The sequence below is a fragment of the Allobosea sp. genome, assembly GCF_017308015.1.
Classification (GTDB): Bacteria; Pseudomonadota; Alphaproteobacteria; order Rhizobiales; family Beijerinckiaceae; genus Allobosea.
Window position 1 is genome coordinate 131,390 of sequence record NZ_JAFKFW010000002.1, and the last position, 21,970, is coordinate 153,359.

13 protein-coding genes are annotated in these 21,970 nt (G+C 66.7%); 5 read left to right on the plus strand and 8 right to left on the minus strand.

Going from position 1 to position 21,970, the window contains the following annotated elements:
• Positions 1-6: 6 nt before the first annotated feature.
• The 6 genes from J0I42_RS00635 to J0I42_RS00660 all read right to left on the minus strand — a co-directional run bounded on the left by J0I42_RS00635 (position 7) and on the right by J0I42_RS00660 (position 12,370).
• The gene (locus J0I42_RS00635; RefSeq protein WP_291651767.1) at positions 7-762 is read right to left on the minus strand and encodes a hypothetical protein; all 756 of its coding nucleotides are present in this window, start codon (positions 760-762) and stop codon (positions 7-9) included.
• A 9-nt stretch (positions 763-771) separates the two neighbouring features.
• A complete protein-coding gene (locus J0I42_RS00640) occupies positions 772-3,123 on the minus strand; it encodes an OmpA family protein (protein WP_291651769.1) in 2,352 nt (783 codons plus the stop codon).
• A gap of 259 nt (positions 3,124-3,382) precedes the next feature.
• Entirely contained in the window at positions 3,383-4,768 is a 1,386-nt protein-coding gene (locus J0I42_RS00645) for a porin (protein ID WP_291651771.1), read from the minus strand.
• Positions 4,769-5,176: 408 nt separating this feature from the next.
• Positions 5,177-9,496 (minus strand): translocation/assembly module TamB domain-containing protein, encoded by a 4,320-nt coding sequence (locus tag J0I42_RS00650; RefSeq protein ID WP_291651773.1) that lies wholly within the window; start codon positions 9,494-9,496, stop codon positions 5,177-5,179.
• On the minus strand, positions 9,496-11,508 hold the full coding sequence (locus J0I42_RS00655) for an autotransporter assembly complex protein TamA (RefSeq protein WP_291651775.1): 2,013 nt from the start codon (positions 11,506-11,508) through the stop codon (positions 9,496-9,498). The genes J0I42_RS00650 and J0I42_RS00655 overlap by 1 nt, the downstream gene beginning before the upstream one ends.
• 106 nt (positions 11,509-11,614) lie before the next feature.
• Positions 11,615-12,370 carry a hypothetical protein gene (locus J0I42_RS00660; protein ID WP_291651777.1) on the minus strand — a complete coding sequence of 252 codons (756 nt, stop codon included), beginning with the start codon at positions 12,368-12,370 and terminating at the stop codon, positions 11,615-11,617.
• A gap of 139 nt (positions 12,371-12,509) precedes the next feature.
• Here J0I42_RS00660 and J0I42_RS00665 point away from each other — a divergent pair, with 139 nt between their 5' ends.
• Positions 12,510-13,031 (plus strand): DUF4142 domain-containing protein, encoded by a 522-nt coding sequence (locus J0I42_RS00665; protein WP_291651779.1) that lies wholly within the window; start codon positions 12,510-12,512, stop codon positions 13,029-13,031.
• Between the two features lie 192 nt (positions 13,032-13,223).
• On the opposite strand, the gene J0I42_RS00670 is transcribed toward J0I42_RS00665, so the two are convergent.
• The gene (locus J0I42_RS00670; RefSeq protein ID WP_291651781.1) at positions 13,224-14,489 is read right to left on the minus strand and encodes an alkyl sulfatase dimerization domain-containing protein; all 1,266 of its coding nucleotides are present in this window, start codon (positions 14,487-14,489) and stop codon (positions 13,224-13,226) included.
• A 174-nt stretch (positions 14,490-14,663) separates the two neighbouring features.
• On the opposite strand from J0I42_RS00670, the gene J0I42_RS00675 reads away from it, so the two are divergent.
• Together J0I42_RS00675 and J0I42_RS00680 are read left to right on the plus strand one after the other, a co-directional pair.
• A complete protein-coding gene (locus tag J0I42_RS00675; protein WP_291651783.1) occupies positions 14,664-15,788 on the plus strand; it encodes a zinc-dependent alcohol dehydrogenase family protein in 1,125 nt (374 codons plus the stop codon).
• A gap of 505 nt (positions 15,789-16,293) precedes the next feature.
• Entirely contained in the window at positions 16,294-17,148 is an 855-nt protein-coding gene (locus tag J0I42_RS00680; RefSeq protein ID WP_291651785.1) for an HTD2 family dehydratase, read from the plus strand.
• Between the two features lie 6 nt (positions 17,149-17,154).
• Here the strand turns inward: J0I42_RS00680 and J0I42_RS00685 are convergent, their stop codons facing one another.
• Positions 17,155-17,781, minus strand: coding sequence for a glutathione S-transferase family protein (locus J0I42_RS00685; RefSeq protein WP_291652638.1), 627 nt, complete (start codon positions 17,779-17,781; stop codon positions 17,155-17,157).
• Positions 17,782-17,896: 115 nt separating this feature from the next.
• On the opposite strand from J0I42_RS00685, the gene J0I42_RS00690 reads away from it, so the two are divergent.
• Both J0I42_RS00690 and J0I42_RS00695 read left to right on the plus strand, forming a co-directional pair.
• Positions 17,897-19,852 carry a bifunctional 2',3'-cyclic-nucleotide 2'-phosphodiesterase/3'-nucleotidase gene (locus J0I42_RS00690; RefSeq protein WP_291651787.1) on the plus strand — a complete coding sequence of 652 codons (1,956 nt, stop codon included), beginning with the start codon at positions 17,897-17,899 and terminating at the stop codon, positions 19,850-19,852.
• 130 nt (positions 19,853-19,982) lie between these two features.
• Positions 19,983-21,929 (plus strand): putative bifunctional diguanylate cyclase/phosphodiesterase, encoded by a 1,947-nt coding sequence (locus tag J0I42_RS00695; protein ID WP_291651789.1) that lies wholly within the window; start codon positions 19,983-19,985, stop codon positions 21,927-21,929.
• Positions 21,930-21,970: the final 41 nt, after the last annotated feature.

A 21,970-nucleotide genomic window follows, 5' to 3' on the forward strand; every position in this document is an offset into this window, starting at 1 on the left:
TCCGGTTCAGGGCTTCGGGTTCTTGGCCTCGGCGATCTCGGCGACATTACCCTGTCCAGCCGTGCCGTCGTCACGCGAGCTTTCAACCTCCCCCGCCTTGGCCCGTTTGGCGAACTCCGTCTCGGTTCCCGCCGCCAGCAGCCTGGCTTGGCCGACCCAGTCCTCGCGCTCGATGCGGCCGGGAAAGGCGAGATAGCCGCCGATCCACTCGACATTCTCTGGCATCCAGCTCGCGATCTGCTCGAAATGCCAGATGCCGAGACCATGCAGGCGGCCCTCGTTCTGGCGGCCGATCCCCTTGATCAGCTTGAGATCGTCGGGTGTGCCGCCACGGGCAGAGGCGAGTCCAGCGGGACGCTGGCCGGGCAGCTCCGCTTCATTTTCGACGGGCTGCAATCGGGGCGGCTGTCCCGCGATCGGTGCTGTCGGCACAGGGCTAGCCGCAGCAACCGGTTGCGGAGCTGTGGCGGGTACGACACGCGGCTGCGCCGCAGCCGGCTTCCGGACTAGGCCGGCACAGACGCACCCCACCCAATAGGCGGCTGTGAACAGCAATGCAGTCTCGACCCAGGTTGCCGGCATGCCGTTCAGCAGCTGGAGCCAGGATGCGGCGGCGCCGGCAATCCACAGCACGGCCAGAATGCTCCAGGCACCGCTCCAGAAGCGGGCCTTGCCGCCGTCATGGCTGATCCAGCCCATGGCAAAGCCAAGGCCGAAGGCGGCGAGCAGGAACCAGACGAACTGGCTGGCGAGATAGAGCATGACAGCCTCCTACTTCGCCACGGTGAACTGCACGCGGCGGTTCATCGCACGTGCTTCCGGGGCCTCGTGCGGCACGAGCGGACGGGTGCTGCCATAGCCTTTCACCGCGAGCTGCCCCGCTTCGATGCCGCGCCGCGCCAACTCCTCCCGTACGCGCAAGGCCCGGCGCAGCGACAGGTCCATGTTGTCGAAACCACGCCGCTCGCCATCGCGATTGGCATGGCCTTCGATCACGACCGGGGAGCCCGGGCATTTCTTCAGGATGGCGGCAGCCTCGCTGATGACACGCTCGGTCGTGGCATCGAGTTCGACGACCGAAGTTCCCTGGCCGAACAGGACGGTATTGCGCTTGGTCAACCCATCGAGATCATTCTGGCAGCTCACGGGCGGATCCACCACACAGCCGGTCTGCCGCAGGCTGATCGCCGCATCCGCCTTGAAGCCCGGAGGCAGACCAGTCGCGGCACTGGTCTCGATCTCGCTCTTGATCAGGTCGCGGCAGGTCAGCCCGCGCAGCGTCACCCGATCGTCGACCACCGACGCCGAACCGAGATCGAGCCGCAGCAGATCGGCGAGCACGGCACGAGCTGCCTCGGCGAAGCCGGCGGGGCTGCCGGGCACCACGATCGTCTCGTCCTCGAACCGGTCCTTCAGCGGGGAATCGCCAGCCAGCGCCCGCAACGCCAGTTGGGTCGCCTGATCGGGCAGGTAACCGGTGAGCCGCAGGCCCGTCCGGTCCGCCGAAAGCGCCAGCCCGTAGGGCCGCACGACGATGCCATCCGCAAGGGTGGCCACAGCCAGGCCGGCAGGAGCGTTGCGCGCGAGGAGATCGCGCAACGCGGCCAGGCTCGCAGCGTCCGCAACTTCGCCCGCAATCGCGAAAACCTTGCCGCGGATCGTCACGGAGCCGGATTTCAGCTTGGACAGCGCCTCCAGCGCGAAGGCGGTCGAAGCGCTCAGGTCGAGCTCAGATGTGAGTGCCGGTTCGATCGCGGTCTGATCATCGACGGCCATCGTATCGAAAAAGCCGCGGACAGCGCCGAGAACGCTCGCGCGAGCCGCCTCGTCCGGCAGCTTTCCGTTGAGGCGAAGGCCGCTTTCGCTGCGAACGGCGCCCCAGTCCAGCGGCACAGACACCACACGGCGGGGCGCGGCCATCGGCGCGTCTGCCGCCGGTGCGGGGACCGCGTTTTGCGGCGGCTGGGGCACCGGCGCAGGCTCCGGAGACATTGTGCTGCCTTCCGGCTTCGGAATAGCAGGCAGAACATCGTGCAGTATCAACCCCGGCACCTCGGGAAGCGGCACGACGACCGGCACCGGCGGAGGAGCGGGCGGACATTCGATCGCTGCCTGGGCCACCGAATCCGGACCATCCATCTGGGCAATCTGTAGACGCAAGGCCTGGCAGGCCTCGTAGGTCTCCGGTCCCTTCCCGGTCAGGCTGTAGGCGTCGCCGTTGATCTCGACCTTACCTTGCCGCAGGCGCGCCAGATCCCCGACCGCCCGCACAACCTTCGCAAGAAAGGCCGATGGAGCACCGAGCGCCGGCTTCAGCTCGTCGCGAAGATCAGTGCCAGGGCCGAACGCCTGCCGCGCCGCGGCAAGCATCTGCCGGTACATCTCCTGGTCAGGATAGAAGCCGCGCAACGCAATACCGCCACCGGCCTCATGCTCTGCGCTCCAGCGATAGGGTGTCACCGCGGGCGGATCGAGATCACATTTGACAGCGCGGAAACCCGGTCGCTCGGCCTGCGCCATCGCCGCTTCGAGGGCTAGGAATGAATCCGAACTGAACGCCTTGCCCTCGATGCAGAAGCGGCCGTCGTCGAGGGTGACACGTCCCGAGGCGAGTTTCGGCAGTTCGGCAAGCATCGCGACCGCCATCGCAGCGAAGCCCTCCGGTGCGCCGAATGCGACGGCCTGGCGGTCGTCGATCCGTAAACCGGGCAAGGCCGCCGATGCCACAGCCACATTGGCGGCTGCGGTGTCCAGATCCGGCACGAAGCCACCGAGGGTTACGCTGTCCGCCTGACGGGCAGCGAACCAGGAATAGGGCTTCTGTGCAACGACCTGCGACAATCCGCCGAGCGTCCGGCGCACGCCGAATTCGCCATGCAGCCGGGCCATCGCCTTGCTTGCGCCATCGGAAGACAGAACCTCGCCGCCGATGGTGACATCGCGACCATCGACCTGGGCAACGACCGGGCGGGCACCCGGCGTCGTACCGGCCACGGCCGCCACGGCCTGCTCGGCGCGCAGGCCGACATCGCGCTCGATCGCGGAATCGAGGGCGAGATTTCCGGCTCCCCACAACAAGCCCAGTGGGATCAGCCCCCAGAGCCAACGCGCCGGTTGAGACATGCACCGCCCCCTGCCCCGCACCGATATCGGTCCGGTACCCCTTTCGCGATCGCTCTCGTTTTCTCAAGGACTTGTCGAGCGATCCGCAGATATCGATTCAACGAGCGTTCGAAGCCGTCACCCCTCGGGATGGCGGCCGGAGCGCCCATGCCAGATCAGGCCGGGTGAGTGGGCTCCGTCAACAGCGAAGCCGGGCAACCCACATAAAAAAGAAGCCCCGGGTTTCCCCGGGGCTTCCAGACCAAAGATCGGAAACCGATCAGAAGTCGCGCTGGACGCGGAGACGGCCGCTCCAGGAATCGTCCGACTTGATGTAGCGAGGCGTCATGCCAGCAACGGTCTTCGGGTCGATGACACGACCACCGAACTCGGTGCGGGCGTACAGGACCTCGACACCGATGTCGAGGCCGGAGACCGGCGACCACACCAGGTTGGCGCTGGCAACCAGCTCCTTCGGGTCAAACGTCGTGACCGACTGCACACCGTTGATGTTCGGGGTCAGGTTGGCAGTCTTGAGCGCCGAGTACGAGACCAGGAAGTCCGAACGGACCGACGGGGTCCAGTAGTGACGCATGGCGGCGAGCAGGGTGTAGCCGGTGGTCGACTTCACGCGGCCGAAGCCGTCGGTGGTGAAGTTGCCAACTGCATAGGCCGGAACGCGGCCGTGACCGGCGTTGGAGCCCCAACCGATGTACTCGAGAGCGCCGTCGGCGTAAGCAGCCTGCACGAACAGAGCGTCGCCAGCGGCGAGCATCGGCAGGTTGATCTTCACGCCACCCTGGATGGCCCAGCCCATCTCGTCCTTCTTGGCACCGGTGCCGAAGTTAGGAGCAAGCGCCGTACCGTAGTTGACATACGGCGAGCTGTAGGTGCTGCGGTCACCGAAGGCACCCGACAGCGAGGCCGAGCCCCAGCCCTGATCGACGCGGATCTGAGCGACGACGTCAGGATAGGTCATGCCAGCGTAGCCGCCGGTCGGACGCACGACGCCGTTGAGATCGGTATAGTTGGCAGACGTGCCGAGACGGCCGGTCGTACGCGGATCTTCCAGCGAGACCGTGGCGGTGAAGCCACCACCGAAGGACGCGGTGTAAGCCAGCAGGTTGACCTGACGGTCAGAGGTGCGGGCGCCGTGGAAGGTATAGTCGTTGGCGTAGAACTGGAACATCGAAGCCGTACGACCAGCGGTCAACGGACCGAGCTGGACGACCGCGTCGGTCAGGCCCATCGAGTCGTCCTGGTTGACGCCGTTGATCGACGAGAACCGGTTGGCAGCCGAGTTGGAGCCGCTGTAACGATACACGCCCGTGGTGGTCGTGACGTCATAACGGATGAACGTGCGCAGCGTGCCGTAGGCGGTCTGGTTGCGAGCGTCCAAGAAGACACGGCCGCGAGCGCGGGTGCCGAACGCATCCTGGCCAGAGCTCCAACGCTCGCCGAACGAATACTCAGCGCGGACACGACCACCGATGCGGAGGCAGGTGTCGGTGCCGGGCAGATAGAAGAAGTTCGCACCGAAGGCGGAGCAAACGCGAACGTATTCGACCGGAGCGGCCTTCCGCGAGGGAAGGTCGGCGGCCTGAGCCCCGGCGACCGCGGCGATGCCGGCGGCGGAACCGAGGAGGAGGCTCTTGACGAGCTTCATTTGGTAACCTCCAAAAGAGTTTCGAGACCCTCGGGCTTCAGCCTGCCCCCCGCCCCAAGCTTTCAGCCTGATCGCAGAACCTGCCTATTCCCGGTCTTTCGCCTGCGTCACCGACCTATTTCGGAGGCGAAGGCGAAAAACAGCGACCGGGAACGTCCCGACGCATGTCCACCATACGAAAGCCGCCTCGCCGATCAACCTCGATCCGCCTCGCGAGCCTGTGAACGGGGTGCTTTGGAAACTGGTGTTGCAGGCGAGCCACGCTTTGACCACCGAAATTCACGAAGCATTAACTACAACGGCACCGCACAAGAGTTTTTCGGCTCGCGGCAGCCGTGAATCGTTCCGTCGAAACCGGAATCGGGGCGAATCTCCTCGCGTTGCGTCTCGCAGGACGCCGAAGCCGATTCAGTACTCCCACTCGGCCCCGATTCCGACAGCGGCGCTGCCATCCGCGCCGGTCTCCGCCTGGAGCTTCAGGCGCTTGGTCACGTCGATGCCGACCGAGACGCCGCTATCCTCCGGCTTGGAGCCGACCTTCACGCCCACCGAGATATTGTCGCTGATATAGCGCGAGGCCCCGACGGTCGGCCCGCCCGCTCCCATCTGGATGTCGAGATTGTCGACGCCCAGCGATTTGCGCAGCCGTTCGAAGGTGTCGTCTCCACCGCCGCCGGCGAACTGCGCCGCCGCCTGAGCGAGTTGCAGGGCCTGGAATGGCGAGAGCGAGCCTGAGGCGCGGGCGAAGAGCAGTCGCGACAGCACCTCATCCGGCGGCAATTCGGGTTGCGAGGTGAAGGCGAAGACCGGCTGGTCGGCCGGGCCGCTGATGATGATCCGTGCGGTGACGTCGCCGGCGCTGGTCTGGGCGATGAAATCCAGATCAGGAATCAGCCCGCCCGCGAAAGTGAGCCGGCCGCGGCTGAAATCGAGCCGCTGGGTCAGGACGCTGAGCCGGCCGCGGCGCAATTCGAAGCCGCCGTCGAGCGCGGGCGCCGACGAGGTGCCGCCGACGCGAATCTCGCCGCCGAGTTCGGCATCGATGCCGCGGCCGCGGATGAAGACCTTGCTGGGGGCGGAAACCGTCAACGCGAGCGTCGCATCGAAGGCCGGTGCCGGGCGGCCGCCGCGTCCCTTCGCCTTCTGTGCCTTACGGGCGGCAGCGAGCCGTGCGGCTGCCGCGCCCTTCGCATTCAGATGCTTGATGCCATCGACCGGTCGCAGCGTGGCGGGCAGGCGATCCGGCACGGAAACCTCGAGGGATGCGATATCGATCCGGCCGCCGAGGCGCGGACGCTGCGCCAGCGGGCCTGCGATTTCGAGGTCGAGCCCGGCGACGGCCGTGACCAGCCCACTGGAGACGATCTGCGCGCGATCGCCGCGAATGCGGATATTGCCGGGGAAGCCCGCGCCCGGGTCGACCCTGATCTCACCGCTCGCGGAAATCGTCCCGCCGTTCGGCGCACGGGCGGAGGCCCGCTCGATCGTCAGGTTTTCGCCATTTGCGGCGATCCGCGCCTCGATACCGTTGAAGCGGATGCCTTGCACGGCATCGGTGAAGCTCCCACCCGTCAGGGTCGCGTTACCGCTGAGGCGCGGGGCAGAAGCGGTTCCTCCGGCACGCATGTCGAGCGCGACCGCGCCGGTGACGCGCTGGCCGCTCGCGCCCAGCATGGTATTGGCGAGCGCTGCGTCGACCCTGCCCTGCGCGGTCAGGTCGAGCGGGCCGGTGGCGTTGAGCGGCGCGGTGCCGCGCAGGGTCAGGCTCGCGCCCTTCCCGGCATTGACGGTCGCGGAAATGCCGGCGGCATCGCCCTTGAGGGCGCCCTCGCCCTGGATCTCGACCGGCGGCAGGCCGGCCTGGCGGGTTTCAGGGGTGACAAGCTGCGCGATCCGGAGCTTCCACGGCCCCGAGAGGTCACCGGGCTTGCCCTTGACCTGCGCCTCGGCATTCAGCGTACCGCCGAGCTTCAGGCTGGGGACCGCGATGTTCGCGGCGGAAAGCGGCACGTCGCGGGCCGCGAAGCGCAGATCGAGCGTCTCGCCGGCGCGGCCGTCCAGCGTCACCCGCCCCTTGTCGATCAGCAAGGCGAGATTGGCGATCTCGACGCCGGAGGCCGGGAAGCTGAACGCGGCGGGATTGGCGAGCGTGATCGCGCGGCCATCGCGGCGCGCGTCGAAGGAGGCGAGCTCCAGCTTCAAGGGCTCACCCGGAACGAGGCGGCCGGCGCCCTTCAATGCGAAGCCGCGGGCACTGGCGCTCAACGTGAAAGCGCTGGCATCGGGCGCGCCCTTCGAATCGAAGCGGATGCCGCTGATCGCCTCGCCGGCCGCGACGGCGCGGTCGATGGCGATCGCTGCATCGAGCATCGGCCGGCCGTAGATGTCGCGGGCACGGGCATGGGCATCGAGCTTGTCGATCGTCAGCGAGGGGCCGGCAAGCCGCGAGCCGCGGGCGGTCAGATCGATATCCTGCCGGCCTGCCGGTGCCGCGAACACGATATCGGCATCGAGCTGGCCGCCGAGCTTGGTCAACGCCAAGGCCGAGAGATCGTCGAGATTGCGCGCGGCCAGCGTCAGGCGGCCGGCGGCCCTACTCGCGGTGTCGAGGGTGAGGCCGCCATTCAGGCGGACGGAGCCGAGCGCGAAGTCGAGCGTCGAGAGGTTCCAGCTGTCGTCCGGCTGGCGAGCGAGGCGCAGCGAACCGGTTGCCGGCTTGGAATCGACGTCGCCGGCGAGCGTGACGCTGGCGTCGAGGGCACCCTGTAGATCCTTGGCCACGGCATCGATCGTCAGGCGCGGAATCGGCCGGGCGAGCGCGGTTGCGTTGGCGACGGCGATACGGGCCGTGGCGTCGAGCTTGTTCTGCGGGCCGGTGATCCGGGCGGTTATGTCACCGCGGCCGGACAAGCGCGGATCGGCCCGCTTGAGATCGGGCAGGTTCAGCGCGAGCTTCAGATCGGATTGCTGCTGACCGATCGAGCCGTCCGCCGTGAAGGCGGCGTGCTGGCCGGCGACGCGCAGGCCGGTCATCGTGTAGTCGCCGGCGAGAGCATTGACGCGGCCGGCAAGAGTCAGGTTGCCAGCGAGCAGGCGATCGAGCGCGGCTTCGCCCGTGGCAAGACGCTCGGCCTTGCCCGAGAGCACCGCCGTATAATTGTTGAGGCGCGGGGTCGCGTCGAGATCGGCGGTGATATCCGCCCTGCCCCCGAGCGGGCGGCCCGCCAGACCGCTCAAACGGGCGAGATCGGGCAGTACGGCCTTGAGCTGACCGAGCATGCGTGCCTGGCCGAGCTTGCCCTTGTAATCGAGCTCGACGCCGGAGAGCGCGAGCTTCAGCGCCTCGAAATCGGCGGTGGCGTCGTCATTGCCGGTGCCGCGCAAGGTGAAGGTGACCTTGTCGCCGACCGCGCGCATCAGCGCCTTGTCTGCCAGGACGATTCCGCTGGCCTCGCCATCGGAGGTCAGCGCGATGCGGGTGCCGGGTTCGCCGATGGCTCCGGTCGGCGTCGCGTTGAAGGTGAGCGCGACCTTGCCGAACTGGCCGGCTGGCAATTTGGCGTCGTTGGCGTCCAGCTTCGCGACGACGGTCGGTCCGGCCACCGGCCCGCGGATCGTCGCATCGAAGGCGAGCTTGCCGATCTCGGTGCCGGAGGCGACCGTGCGCCCGCCCTCGTTGGGGCGTGAGGCCGCGGTGACGCGCAGATCGAGCGTCTTGTCGGCATTGTAGCGGCCGAGCACGTCGAGACGGGCCAGCGCCGAAACAAGCGCGAGATTGCGGATATCGACGCCGCTATCGTCCCGGAAGCCGATCGAGCCATCGAGCCGGGTCGAGCCGGCGAAAACCGGCGCGACCGGGGCCGGCATCAGGCCTTCGATGCGGGCATCGAGGGCGAGCGCGAGCGCGCGCTCGGTTCCGGCGCGGGTCAACGTGGCCGAGCCTTCGGCGCCAATCGTGGGGCCTGCAGTGAAAACGAGGCTGGAACGGAAGGAATCGAGCGGACCATCTCCGTTGAGATCGAGCTTCACCGGCGGCTCGCCCGGCAGGCCGGCGACCTTCGAGATCAGGCCTCCGGCCGGCTCCTCGAGCTTGGCCGCGAACTGCAGGCGCGTGCTTTCCGGCACGAAGGACAGGGTGACGCCGAAGAGGCCGCCCATGTCGAGCCGCTTCGCCTCGAGCTTGAGGTCGAGCCCTTCATTGGGCGGCCCCAGCCGCGCGGCACCGCTGGCGCTCAACCGGGCAGCGACGCCGAGCACGGGCTCGCCCAGCACCAGTTCGTTGAGCTGAAGTGCACGGATAATGACCTTGAGCGGCAACTCGGGCAGGATCGGCTCGTTGCCCGGCGGCGCCGTACCGGCCGGCTGCGGCGCGGGCTTGCGCAGGATTTCGAGCCTGCCGATCTCCAGCCGGTCGACATCGAGCCTTCGCAGCAGCAAGGCACTGCGCGTCCAGATCAGGCGAACGCGGTCGAGCCTGAGCCAGGCGCCATCGCGATCCGACAGTACGATGTCGCGAATCTCGACATCGGAGGAAAGCGCACCGTTGACCTCACCGATCGAGACCTGGCTGGTATCGCTCGACAGAGCCTTGGAGATCAGGTCGGCGACGACGCCGCGATCGGTCTGGGCGTTCTGGGCGAAACCGCCGAAATGGGCCGAGAACAGGAAGCCCGCCGTCAGCAGCAGCGCGAACAGGGCGAGGCGCGGAAGGGTGAGGAGCCGCCGCATCAGAAGGCCTGCCCGATGCTGACATAGAGCGCGACGGGCTTGTCACCCTTGCGCGGATTGAGCGGCGCGGCGACGTCGACCCGGATCGGCCCGATACCGGTGTAGTAACGGAAGCCGAGGCCAGCGGCCATCTGCAGCTTCTGCTTGCTGTCCGGCAGGCTCGATTCGAAGGCGGTGCCAGCGTCGAAAAAGGGCACGATGCCGATGGTGTCCGTGATCTTGATCCGGGCTTCGACCGAGGCTTCGAGCAAGCTGCGGCCCCCGATGATGCGGTTGTAGGGCCCGAGCGGCGACAGGCTGCGATAGGCATAGCCTCGCACGGAGCCGCCGCCGCCGGCATAGAAACGCCGGGTCGCCGGGATGTCCTCGAGGCTGGCGCCGGAGATCGAGCCGAATCCGATGCGCCCTGCAAGGATGTAACGGGCGTCCTCGTCCAGCGCGTAATAGGCGGAGACGGCCGCCTTGGTCTGGTAGATTCCGACCGTAGAGCCAAGGAAGGTCGGATAGGGCGTGAAGGACGCCGTCGCGCGGTAGCCACGCGTCGGGTCGAGCAGGCTGTCGGTGGAATCGTATTTTACCGAGAGGGGAATGCCGACCAGCGTGTAGTCGACCTGCCCCAGCACGTCGCTGGTCTGGCCGCGCTCGACCTCGATGCCGCCCTGGATCGAGAAGGTATCGCTGAAGCGATGGCGGATCGCGGTGGTGACGTTGCCGTAGCGGGCGGTGTAGCCGCCATAGCGGTTGAGGCCGACGCGCTCGCGCGTCGCGACGCCGTCGAGCAGCCAGTCGTTGCGGCTGCCGCCGAGGGCCGGCTTCATGAAGCTGAAGGCGAAGCGGCCGCCGAGATCGGATTCCTTGAAGTCACCGAAGCGCTGGAGCTTGGTGCCGTCAATGCGTGGGGCGAAGAAGACGCTGGCTTCCAGCCGCAGGCGCTCGGCGCCGCCGAACAGATTGCGGTGCTCCCAATAGGTCTTCACCGCCGGGCCATCGATCGTCGAATAGCGCGCCGAGAAGCCGAGCAGGCGCTTGGGCCGCTCGGTCACCTCGACGAAGATCGGCAGGTTGCCCGCGCCGTCCAGCTTGTCGCTCTCGCGGATGCGGACGGAACCCACGGCGGGGATCGTCGCGATCGAGCGGCGCGTGTCGGCCAGCGCCTTCGGCGAATAGGGATTACCGGGCTCCAGATAAATGAAGGAGCGAACCACCTCCGGCGGGATCTCGTCGGTCTGGCCAACCGTGATGTCACCGAAACCGGCGAGCGGGCCGGGCGCGAGGACATAGGTCACGTCCATGATGCCGGTGGCATGGTCGACGACGGGACGCAGTTCGACGACTTTGGCGAGCGGACGCGACTGCGCCCGCATATGGTCGACCAGCGCTGCCTGCGCCGCCCGCAGGGCCGCCGCCGTGGCGGGATCGCCGGCCTTCAGCCTGGAAACCTTCAGGGGATCGGCGATCGCCGGCGAGCCGGCTTCGTCGCGCTCGACAATATCGATCCTGCGCAGGCCGAATACCTTGCCGGGCCTTGCCCTGACCGTGATCGGCACAGCATCGCGGTTGCGGTGGGCTTCCAGCGCCCGCACCAGCGTCGCATCGGGCTCCGCCCCGACCTTGAGTGGAACGCCATCGACGATCAGCGTGACATCGGCGTTGAAATAGCCCTGCGACCAGAGCGCATCGAGCATCGGATTGAGATCGGTCGCCATCCGGCGCGACAGGCTCTCGCCGTCAGGCGGTGCATCCTGGCGCAGACGATAGAGAAGCGAAGCGTCCTGCAGCGAGCGCGTCAGGGCCTTGGCATCGTCGGCCTCGCCGAGATCGAATTCGAGCTTGTAGGGCAAGGCAGACGGGCTCGGCGCCGGCGGCTCATCCTTCTTGGTGAAGAGGCCGAACACGTCGAGCGACGAAAGATCAAAAGCCCGGGCAGGTTCAGCCTGCAGGCTCAGCAGTGTGGCAAACGCACAGCCGCCGCTCAGCGCGACCGCATGCCTTGCCCTACGCCAGAACCGCATCCACCCTCCAAGCAACCCCCCGCCACACGCAAAATCATGCCCATGCCCGCCGCCATCATAGGGAGCCGACGGGCATGCGCAATGCTCAAGGACTCGAACGTTCCTGCTAACGAAGGGTTAAGGTCACAGTGCCGAGCGGCGAAAGCCGCGTCACGACCTCGCCCTTTCCGGGCGAGAGCACGCCGCCGCAGAGACTGCCCGTGGTCACGATCTGCCCCGCCTTCAAGCCGCCGAGATCGTCGCTCCTCCGGTTGGCCCATGCGACGAACGGCACCATCGGATCGCCGTTTCCATGCACGGCCGGCTGATCATAGATCGTCACGCCATTGAGCGAGATGAAGCAGCCGAGACCGGCGAGATTGTCGAGCGTGGCGATGTCGAGTTCAGGACCGATCACATAGCCGCCATGGCCCATCGCATCGGCGAGCCAGAGCGGGAAGGCGACATTGCCCGACCAGTTGGCGAGGCGGCTCTCAACGATCTCGATGCCGAGATAGGCCTTGTCGCAGCAGGCGAGCAATTCGGAGCGCGACCAGGGCTGGCCCGGACGGAACGGCACGTCGCGGGCGAGCCGGAGCGCGATCTCGATCTCGATGCGCAGTTCGGCGCCGATCGCACCGTCATACACATCACCAGGTGCCAGAAACGGTCCGGGCATCAGGCCGGCGACAGCCGTGCCGTCTTCGGCGACGCCGACCTTCCAGCCGGCGTCGGCCAGACCAAGCGCCTCGCCGACCGCAGCCTGCGCCTGAAGTCCGTCGGACACAGTTGCCGGGACCGGCAGGCCGGCAATCGTGGCCAGCGAACGCTCGCGGCGGGCCTTCACCAGCGCATCGCGCACGGTCTCGACGGTGGTCGGCATGGGATTTCCTCTGCATCCGGACGGCAAGAACGCCCTGACCCAGCTATCGCAGCCAACCGGGTGCGACAAGGCGAGGCGGCGCGCCGGTGCCCGGCATCGGGCACATGGAACCTCCCGGTGGCTTGCCGGTTCCCCGACCATGACCCTGATATTTCATCGCACCCGGCGGACGCTCCTGCATGGGATCGTCGGCATCACCCTGCTGGGTTCTGCCGCTATGGCGCAATCACCCGTGCCAGCCGCCGAATTCGTGCGCCAGATCGCCATCGCCCAGATGTTCGGCATGGAATCCGCGACCTTGGCGCTGCACAAGAGCGGCTCGCCCGCCATCAAGGATTTTGCGCATGAACTCGCCAGCGAACAGGGTGCCGTGACCGGCGGCCTACGCCGCATCGTCGCGAAGCGCTCGGACATCGCCCTGCCGGATCGGCCGGATAGGCGCCATCTGGACCTCCTGCGCGACCTTACTGACAAACAGGGCGCCGCTTTCGACAAGGCCTATATCGAAGCCCAGCGCAGCACTCATCATGAGGCCGCCCTGTTGCTGGAGCGCTATGCCGGCGAGGGCGACGATGCCGAACTGAAGAGCTTCGCCGCGCAGACACTGCCGGTATTCCGCGAGCTTGATCGGAAATCGCGGGAATTGGTGGTCGGACCGTGAGGTCGATGCTGGCATCTCGCCCGTCATTCCGGGGCAGACCATAGTCCTGAGCCCGGACTTCAGAAACGATGCCTTCTTCGTTTTACGACCACCCCCATCACGCTCCTTTGGAGGAGCGTATCGGTTCCGGGTTCCGGGCTCTGCGCTGGCGCGAAGCCCCCGGAATGGCGGCAGTGGTTCCCGCGGTCATCGTCAGCCCTTCGCCTGCCCTTCCGCCTCACGCTCGTAGACGGCGAGGAAAGCCTTGCCCATCAGCGAGGATTCGCCGTCGATCAGCTTGCGAAGCGTCGCAGCGCGGATCGCCTGAAGCTGCGGATCGTGAGGCATGGCGGCGGCCGCGAGCTCGGCCAGCGCCACGGCTAGACGCCCCTGGCCCTGGCTCGCCAGAGCCTCCGCGCGCTCCGCCAGTTTGCGGGCGCCGCCGGCAAGCGCGGCGAGTTCAGCGGCCAGTTCGGCAGTTCGCGCGGGCTTCAGATGGGCCGGATTGCCGTCGAACCAGCCGGCATAGAAATGATAGGTGCTGCGGACGAGGAATTCCGGATCGTCGTATTTCGGCAGCAGATAGGGCTTGGCGAGATAGCTCGCCGGCACCCTGACCTTGTTCAGGACGTCTTCGAGCGTCGCCCCCGCGTTCATCAGCGCGAGCGTGTCGCGGACGAGGTGCTCCAGCGCCTCTGCGCCGTCGCGCAGCATCCGGGACACCCGCTCCGTCCCGAAGACGACAGGGCCGTGGCCAGGGATCAGGATATCCGGACTGAACCCCTCCATCCGCCGGAGCGCCAGCGCCCATTCCGCCGCGTAGCGCTGAACCTTGCGGGGATTGCCGGCATTGGGGAATACCCAGATCACGAAATCGCCGCTCGCCAGCACGCGCCGCTCCGGCAACCAGATGAAGGTCGCATCATCCGTCTCGCCGCGGCCATGGAAGAGCTCGAACCGCTCCCCGCCGACCGCGAGCGACAGGGTATCGTCGTAAACCTCGTCGGGGTGGCGTTGGCCGACCGGATAGACATAGCCGGGCATGTTGAACTGCTGGCTTTGGACGAGGCTGTTGAAACCCTGCGAGTCGACATAGCGCTGCATGCGTCGCGCAACATTGCGATGGGCGACGATCCGCGGACGCGGAATGCCTCGGCTGTCGGCCTCATCGTCGATCACCTTGATGCCGCTGGTATGGTCGATATGGCCATGCGTGAAGATCACCGTATGGATCGGGCCATCGTCCCAGGAGCGGATGACGTCGAGCGTCTGCCGGGCCGTGTCGGGCTTTGCGGTGTCGATCAGGACGAGGCCTTCCGCCGTGCGAATCGCCGTGACGCTGCCGCAGAAATAGGTGGTGTGGACGGTGATGATATTGTCGTGCACCTGGGTGATCGCGCCATGCGAGACCGAAGCGGTCCATTCCTCCATCGCGGCGGAACCGTCCCAGAGACGCTCGAACAACGGGTCCTGTTTCATGCGGGTTCCTCCGGCAAAGCCCATGCCTGTTTAGCATCATCGATCGGCAGCGACAGATCGATCCGTCCCCATGCTGACATCCGGCGTCAGCGCCGGATTTCGCCGCTCCGCTTTGACAGCAGCGCCCTCTGCTGTCGGGATGGAAATCTGATTGTATGACCGGAGCATGCGTCCATGAAGATTCGCGCCGCAGTCCTGAACGCAAGCCCGGTCGCCGCCCCCTATGCGCGGAGCCGTCCGCTGCGGATCGAGAGACTCGACCTTGCCCCGCCCGGCCGCGACGAGGTGCTGGTGCGCATCCGCGCGGCGGGCCTGTGCCATTCCGATCTCTCGGTGATCGACGGCAACCGTCCGCGGCCAGTGCCGATGGTGCTCGGCCATGAAGCCGCCGGCGAGGTCGTCGAGACCGGCGAAGGCGTCGACGATCTCAGGCCCGGCGACCGGGTGGTGATGGTGTTCGTGCCGTCGTGCGGGCATTGCGCGCCCTGCGCCGAGGGGCGCCCTGCCCTGTGCGAACCCGGCAACGCCGCCAATGGGCGCGGCGAGATGCTGGGCGGCGGGCGCAGGCTCTCCGTCGAGGGTCAGCCGGTGCATCACCATATCGGCGTCTCCGCCTTTGCCGAGCATGCGGTGATCTCGCGCCGCTCGCTGGTCAGGATCGAGGCGGATATTCCGCACGAGATCGCGGCCCTGTTCGGCTGCGCGGTGCTCACCGGCGTCGGCGCGGCCGTGAACACCGCGCGAATCAAGGCCGGCGAGACGGTCGCGGTCGTCGGCCTCGGCGGCGTCGGGCTTTCGGCGCTGCTCGGCGCCCTCGCCTGCGGCGCCTCGCGGATCATTGCCGTCGATCTCGCGCAGGACAAGCTCGATCTGGCGCTGGCGCTCGGAGCGACCGACGCCTTCAAGGCCGATACACCGGATGCGGTCGAAGCGATCAGGCAGGCGACCAAGGGCGGTGTCGATCACGGGCTGGAAATGGCCGGCTCGGTCAAGGCGCTCGACCTCGCCTACCAGATCACAAGACGCGGCGGCACGACGACGACCGCCGGTCTTGCCAACCCCGCCCATACGCTGTCGCTCTCGCCAGTGCGGCTTGTCGCGGAAGAGCGGACGCTCAAGGGGTCCTACGTGGGCTCCTGCGTGCCCTCCCGTGACATCCCGCGCTTCGTCGAACTCTACCAGCGCGGCCGGCTGGCCGTCGACAAGCTCTGGACCAGCTCCGGCAGCCTCGACGAGATCAACGAGGGCTTCGACGCCCTCAACGAGGGCCGCACGATCCGGCACATCGTCAGAATGTGAGTCCAGGCCGACGATGGTTTCACCCATCCGGCCAATTACATCGCGACGATCGATGACATCCTGAATCAGGCTGTTCGCATATCCCGGGCGCGATATCCCGTCCCGTCCCGAGGCGATCTGGAGTTGCCCGGCGAGCCGGCATGCGTGCATTGCCGGGGCTGGATTTGACCAGGCCGAGGCGGGCCGCTCTTGCTCGCCCGACTGCTGTGGAGAATACCGATGTCGAAAGCGCTGGAGGGTACCGTCGAGGGCGCGCTGGAGCAGGCGGTGGCCGCGCTCGATCGTCAGGCGAGCGCCTACGGCACGACCTCGACCGTCGGCGCCCTGACGGACCATCCGGCGGCGACCGCTCTGCCAGTCTCCACCCCGAGCGGTCCGGTCGAGGTACTGGCCCCCGCGTCGTCGGCGATGGACAATGCGTCGCGACGCGGCCCGTGCCGGCGCCCGGCCAGCACGAGGCGGCGCTCCGTGCTGAATTTACCCGCCAGACCGAGGAAAACCCCTCATGAGCATCGACATCGCCCGGCTCACACGCTGGACCGGCAGGACCGAAGAAGCACAAGATGTGATCACCCCGCGGCTCATGCATAGTTTCGCCGCCACGTTCGGCCGCCATCTGGCGCCTCACGGGGCAGACGAAGCGCCCTTGGCACTGCATTGGTGCCTGGCACCGCCGATCTCGAATATCGACGCCTGCGGACCCGATGGCCATGCCGCCAAGGGCGAGTTCCTGCCGCCAGTGCCGCTGCCGCGGCGGATGTGGGCCGGCGGGCGAATCGAGACGCTGGCGCCGCTACGCGAGGGCGACCTTGTCACGCGGCGCTCGCGGATCGGGGACATCGCCTATAAGGAGGGACGCAGCGGCCCGCTCTGCTTCGTCGCCGTCCACCACGACTATCTGACCGAGCGCGGGGTGGCGCTGCGCGAGCGGCACGACATCGTCTATCGCGAGGCGGCGCAACCGGGAACGGCTGCGGCGGGAGCGCCCGTTACGGCAACCGATGGCGAGCCCGCCGATCTCACCTGGGAGATGGAAGGCAGCCCGCTGCTGCTGTTCCGCTACTCGGCTCTGACCTTCAACGGGCACCGCATCCATTACGACTTCCCCTATGCGACGGGGACGGAAGGCTATGCCGGGCTCGTCGTGCACGGTCCGATCCAGGCGACGCTGATCGCCAACATCATCGCGACATTGACGGAGGGCGCGCCGATCCGGCTGGACTATCGGGGCCTGAGCCCACTCATCGCCGGCGACATCTTCCGCGTGAAGGCGAAGCGGCTGGCCGATGGCGGCGTGCGTGGCTGGACCGAGGGCGTGGACGGACAGGTGCGTATGGAAGGGTTTCACCGTCCGGCGTAACGACGTTCAGGCAGGCGCGACAAAGGGCTGGGATATCTCGCTGAAGACGGGAAGTGCTTCCAACCCCGCTGCATGGCTGGCTAGCGCCGGGATTGCGGCAAGGTCGACCAACCCCGGATGCGCCTCGGTGATGAAGCGCAGCGCCACGGCCAGGGCAATATCGGCATGGCCCGGCCTCTCCCCGAACCAATAGGGTCCGGCGCGGCCGGCGCGATCGCGGTCGAGCGCAGCGAGCGCCGAGAATATCTGGCCGTGGCAGCGCTCTGCCCAGACCGCCGAGACCTGCTCGTGCAGCCGCAGCTCATAGAACAGACTCACCGCCTTCTCGGCCGCCCCCATGGCAAGCGCTACGGCGGAAAGCGCCCGCCGCCGCAACGGGCCGTTGCGTGGGCAGAGCGCGCGCTCCGGCCCGACAAGATCGTCGAGCGCGTCGATCATGCAGGCGCTGTCGAACAGCACCTCGCCATCGTCGAACACCAGGGTCGGCACCCGCATCAGTGGATTGAAGGCGCGCACCTTCTCGCCATCGGCGAAGACGGACCAGGGACGGTGCTCGAATGGCAAGTCATAAAGCGCAAGCGTGATGCCGACGCGGCAGACGAAGGGCGAATCGTACTGGCCGATCAGGATCACCGCACTCTCCCCGTTCACCGCCTTCCGAATGGGCGGCCAGCCAGGCATCTTCCCGATGTCACGGCCGCGCCGGAATGCTAACGTCCTGCCCCGGCAAGGATAGTGGGAGCCGGGCATGGCACAGGATCGTCGTCTCAATCGCCGCGAGACGCTCAAGGCCGGAGCCGCGATCGCCGCCTGCGCCGCGCTGCCGCGGACAGCCGCCGCGCAAGCTCCCGCGAGGCTCAGGCTGCGCGTGCTGGAGACCACCGATCTCCACGTCAATGTCGTGCCCTACGACTATTTCCGAGACGCTCCCGACGACACGGTCGGCCTCGCCAAGACGGCGAACCTGATCAAGGCGGCACAGGCCGACGTGAAGAACAGCCTGCTCTTCGACAATGGTGATTTCCTGCAGGGCTCCTCGCTCGGCGACTACATCGCCTACAAGAAGGGGCTGAAGGCCGGCGAAACCCACCCGATGTTCGCGGCGATGAACGCCCTGCCCTATCTCTGCGGTACGCTCGGCAACCACGAGTTCAACTACGGGCTGGACTTCCTCGATCATGGCCTCGCCAAGGCGGAATTCCCGATGGTCTGCGCCAATGTCGAGCGCGTCGGCGGAGGTTCCCTCGTCGATGCCTGGCGGCTGTTCGAGCAGAGCTTCGAGGACGAGGCCGGCAACCGGCATGTGCTGCAGATCGGCGTGATCGGCTTCGTGCCGCCGCAGATCATGCAGTGGGACAAGGGCAATCTCGACGGCAAGATCGTCGCGACCGACATCGTCGATGCGGCCGAGAAACACATGCCGGAGCTGCGCGATGCCCAACCCGATCTCGTCATCGCGCTCTGCCATTCCGGCATCGCCGGGGGCACGCGGCGCGGCATGGAGGAGAACGCGGCGCTGCATCTCTCGAAGATCGAGGGCATCGACGTCATCCTGACCGGGCATCAGCATCTGGTCTTTCCCGGCGGAAAATCCTTCGACGGCATAGATGGCGTCGACAACGTCAAGGGCTCGCTCAACGGCAAGCCGGCCTGCCAGCCCGGCTTCTGGGGCTCGCATCTCGGCATCGTCGACCTCGAGCTGGAAAAGCGCGGCGAGCGCTGGGCGATTGCCGATTTCAAGGTCGAGGCGAAGCCGATCTACGAGCGCACGCCCGATCGCAAGATCGTGCCCAAGGCCACGGCCGAGCCGGCGATCCTGGCCGCGGTCAAGGCCGACCACGAGGCGACGCTGGCCTATATGCGCGAGCCGGTGGGCAACACGGCCGCGCCGATCAATTCCTATTTCGCGCTGGTGGCGGACGATCCTTCCATCCAGATCGTCGCCGAGGCGCAGATCGCCTATGCCAAACCCCTGATGGCGCAGACCCGCTGGAAGAACCTGCCGATCCTCTCGGCAGCGGCACCGTTCAAGTCGGGCGGGCGCTCCGGACCGTCCTTCTACACCGAGATCCCCGCCGGGCCGCTGGCCCTGAAGAACATCGCCGACATCTATCTCTACCCGAATACAGTCCAGATCGTAAAAATCAGCGGATCTGACGTAAGGGAATGGCTGGAGCGCGCGGCCGGCATCTTCAACCGCATCGACCCCGCCAAGAGCGGCGAGCAGCCGTTGATCAACCCCGCTTTCCCCGCCTTCAATTTCGACATTATCGACGGCGTAACCTACCGGATCGACGTCACGCAGGCCTCGCGCTACGACAGTGACGGCAAGCTCGTCGCAGCCGAAGCGCACCGTATCCTCGACCTCGCCTTCGCCGGAGCGCCGATCGACGAGAAGGCTGAATTCCTTATCGTCACCAACAACTACCGTGCTGGCGGCGGCGGCAATTTTCCCGGTACGAAGACGACCGTTGTGCTGGAAGCGCCCGATCTGAACCGCGACGTCGTCGTACGTTATATCCTGAACAGGAAGACCATCGACCCGAAGGCCGACGGCAACTGGTCGCTCACCCCGCTGCCGGCCACCGTCAATGCCACATTTCTGACCTCGCCCGCGGCGGCGGGCAAAGTGCCGGCGGGGCTGAAGGCAGAGCCTGTCGGAGACGGACCGGAAGGTTTCGTCAAGTACCGATTGCGGAGCTGACCACACGACATAAGCTGCGATTTATAATTTGTCGGCGAAACCTCCGAAGCGACATACAGTTCTTTAATAGATTTTTAGCGAGAATAGCGGCTACGCCGGACAGAAAGCAGATATAGCGACGGGACGCCTGATGATCGTCGACGTTCACGAGAGCGACATCGCGATGAAGTCGGAGCTGGTGGCAGCGCTCTATGCCACGCCCGGAACGATCTTCATCGGCACCGTCACCGTCGCGGCGGTGATGGCGGCGAGCGCGCTGCTGACGGGCGGCGACATCGCCTTCCACGCCATGGCGGCGATCATGGTCGCGATCGGCGTCTTTCGCTATCTGTCGCACCGCTACTACAAGGGTATCCAGCTCGCCACAGCCACGGAAGGCCAGATCGCCAGGCTGGAGAACCTCGCGATGGCCGGCGCCTGGTCGACCGCCGCGCTGATCTCGAGCTTCGGCACCTATTCAATCCTGCGCTATACTCACGAACCTGTCGCTGTGCTGGCGATCGCCCAGACGATCGGCTATCTCGCCGGCATTTCAGGGCGCAACAGCTCGCGGCCGGTAATCACCCGCGTTCAGGTTCTGGCTGCGGCAATGCCGTTTACGTTCGCGCTGCTCTGGACGGGCGACCTCGCCTATCTGGTGATCGGCCTTTCGGTCCTGCTCACCACCATTCTCACCTTCTCCAGTGCCCAGGTCATCCACCAGATCTTCCTCGCCCGGCTGCGCACGATGCGGGAACTCGAGCATCTTGCCGTCAACGACACGATCACCAGCCTCTACAATCGACGCGGCTTCATGCGCGAGATCCGGCAGATGGCGGCCTCCGGCCGTCCGGTCACCCTGATCTCGATCGACATCGACCGCTTCAAGAGCATCAATGACAGCCTCGGCCACGATATCGGCGATGCACTACTGCAAGGCTTCAGCGAGACGCTGATCGCGGAACTCGGCGTTGGGGACATTGCCGCGCGCACCGGCGGCGACGAATTCATGGTCGCGACATCGCGCAATGCCGAGGCCGCGAACGCGCTTGCAGCCCGTCTGGTGATGATGCTCGCCAGCCAGCGCGTCATCGGCGGACGCCATATCACCGCGACCGCCAGCATGGGCATCGCACCGGCCGGCTGCGCCAGCTCGATCGACGAAGCCCTGAAATGCGTCGACATCGCGCTCTATCGGGCCAAACTCGATGGACGGAACCGCGTCGTGATGTACACCGACGCTATCCGAAACGAGCATGAAGACGGGCTTGCGCTCGAGACCGAGCTGCGTGACGCCATTCGTCGCGGCGAATTCGAGCTGCATTTCCAGCCCATCTACAACCCGCGCTCCGGCACCGCGACCATGGCGGAGGCGCTGCTGCGCTGGCGGCACCCGCGCCGCGGCATGATTAGCCCCGAGATTTTCATCCCGCTCGCCGAACGGACCGGGCTCATCACCGTGCTCGGCTCATGGGTGCTCGGCGAGGCCATCCGAACGGCGCTGTCCTGGCCGCGCAGCGTCGGCGTCAGCGTCAACGTCTCCGCCCGGCAGTTCGACCATGGCCATGACATCGTCGGCGTCGTCGAGGCGCTGCTCAGGATGAGCGGCATCGAGCCCCAGCGCCTGACGATCGAGATCACCGAGAGCTCGCTGATCGACGACCCCGATCATGTCGTCTCCCGTCTCGTGGCCCTGCGCGCGCTCGGGGTGCGGATCGCGCTCGACGATTTCGGCACCGGCTATTCCTCGCTTAGCTATCTCGCGCATCTGCCGATCGACACGATCAAGATCGATCAGGCCTTCACCCAGGAGATCGGCACTTCACGCAAGGCGGGTTCGCTGATGAACGCGATCGCCCAGCTCGCCCATGATCTCAAGCTGCGTCTGATCATCGAAGGCGTGGAGACGCAGGAGCAGCTCACCGTCATCGAAAAGCACGCCGTCCACGGCATTCAAGGCTATATTTTCGCCCGCCCGATGACAGCGGCCGAATTGCTGCCCATGATCGGCAACCGCGTTCCCACCGAGCGGACGGGGTCGGCGCGGTCGCGCTCCTCCGGCTCGCGCAAGCCGGGACGCTTCAGTCAGGTTGCCTGACACGCTCCTGATGCAGACGAGCGCACCAGCCGGAGGCCCAG